The organism is Glycomyces luteolus, assembly GCF_027622875.1.
GTDB classification, from domain to species: Bacteria; Actinomycetota; Actinomycetes; order Mycobacteriales; family Micromonosporaceae; genus Glycomyces; species Glycomyces luteolus.
In genome coordinates this window covers 1-1,651 of the sequence record NZ_JAPZVP010000042.1, presented here as the reverse complement: position 1 = coordinate 1,651, position 1,651 = coordinate 1, and the positions used below count along the sequence as shown (strand labels likewise).

At 67.4% G+C, this 1,651-nt stretch carries 1 protein-coding gene; it reads right to left on the bottom strand.

The genetic code is table 11. From position 1 onward, the window contains the following. Positions 1-93 precede the first annotated feature (93 nt). A complete protein-coding gene (locus O1R50_RS26110) occupies positions 94-1,509 on the bottom strand; it encodes an NF041680 family putative transposase (protein ID WP_408612820.1) in 1,416 nt (471 codons plus the stop codon). Positions 1,510-1,651 lie beyond the last annotated feature (142 nt).

The following is a 1,651-nucleotide window of genomic DNA, read 5'->3' as shown; positions in this document are numbered from 1 at the left end:
AGCTTGCGTTTTAACCTTCTTGGTGTGCGCTGCAGGGGTTTCGGGACAAGGCGGATGACCGAAGTATGAATTCGGTGGCGTGCAGTCGGTTACCTATATCGACCGTTTCGGCCACTCGCGGTTGCCGCGGCCCAGGCCATTGGTTCCGGGGCGTTTCGTCTGCTTGCCCGGGTCGTGGCGGGCTGCTCGGCGACGGTTCTGGGCGCCTTTGGGCCGGCCGGGTCCGGGCCGGGAGGGTTTCGCGACACTGGCGGGGCGATTGAGTGTGCCGCGGAGGTTGCGCAATCCTCGGCGGACGCGCCGGGGCGAGCACTGCCCGGGCAGTGTGGGCCGTTCCCAGGGGAGGCGATGGTCGGCGACGAGACCGCGGGCCAACCACAGTTGCAAGTAGACCGCCATCACGATCACCGTCCAGGTGTCGGCGGCGCGCGGGTCGCGGACGGCCGGAGCGGTCCAGCCCAAGTCCTGCTTGATGAAGCGGTGGAAGTGCTCTTGGTCGAAGCGGCGCAGCCAAGCGAACCAGACCGTGTTGATCACGGCCGCTTCGATATCGGCCTGAGAGATCCACAGGTTCACTGGATCGGGCCTACTCTGGTGGGGCAGGTGGTCGACCTCCAGTCGCACTACGGTCCCCTCGATGACCGGCAGCGGCCCGTCGTGGCCGACCCACGCCGACCGGCCGGTCAGCTTCGGGTGCAGGAACCGCCAGAACCGCGACCGGACCTGCCCGTACCGGGTTGAGGGCACGGTCACCGCGCCGTCGGGGACATTCCAGGTGGCTGGGTTCGCGCATTCATGTCGTCGCCCGTGCCTGGGTCTGGGCCCGACCGCACCGGGCGCCTTCGGCTCGGCCTGGCCGTAGTAGACCCGGTCGGATCGCACGCGCGAGCACACCACCACCGGCAAATCGCCGAGCTGCCAGGCCAGCCGGGCCGGGTCATAGCCCGCATCGGTCACCAGGATGATTGGCCGATCGCCCCCGGCCCACTGGCCGGCGGCGACAAGGTCGACCACCACCGCCCGGACCTGCGCCACGGTCACCTCCTGCACGTCGTCATCAGGGCCGATGCGACACGCGCTCAGCGGCACCACCCACGACGAGGATCCCGGCGTCAGCGCCACCACGAATGAATACGGCCAGCCCGGAATCGTCTGGTCGCTGCCCCGCCCGCGCCCGTAGACATGGCAGAACAACCGCTCCGGGCTGCACGCCGCGTCCGGACGCAGCCACGGCGAGACATCCACCGCCAACACGATATGGCCCCGCATCCGCGGCAGGGGCTCGGCCAATGCCGCCGACCGGACCGCTTCGAGATCGATCCGGCCTGCATTGAGGGCCGCGTATACCGAACCATGGCCCCGCGTGAACGCATCCTCGAGTGACAACCCGGGGAGCGAATCGACCTTCCCCTCATGCTCCAAGACCGCATCGGTCAGCTCAAACACCGCATCAGCACGAGCGCCGATCGCGGCATAGAACTCACCACGAAACGCCGACAGCGCTGACAGGTCACTGACCGTCCTGGCTTGCCCCGGCTCAGCAGCGGAAGTAGTCGCAAACTCCTGTGGCACAACCAAGATGATGAACCATCCACCTCACGCTGCCTCCAAACACCCTGCAGCGCATACCAAGAAGGTTAAAACGCAAGCT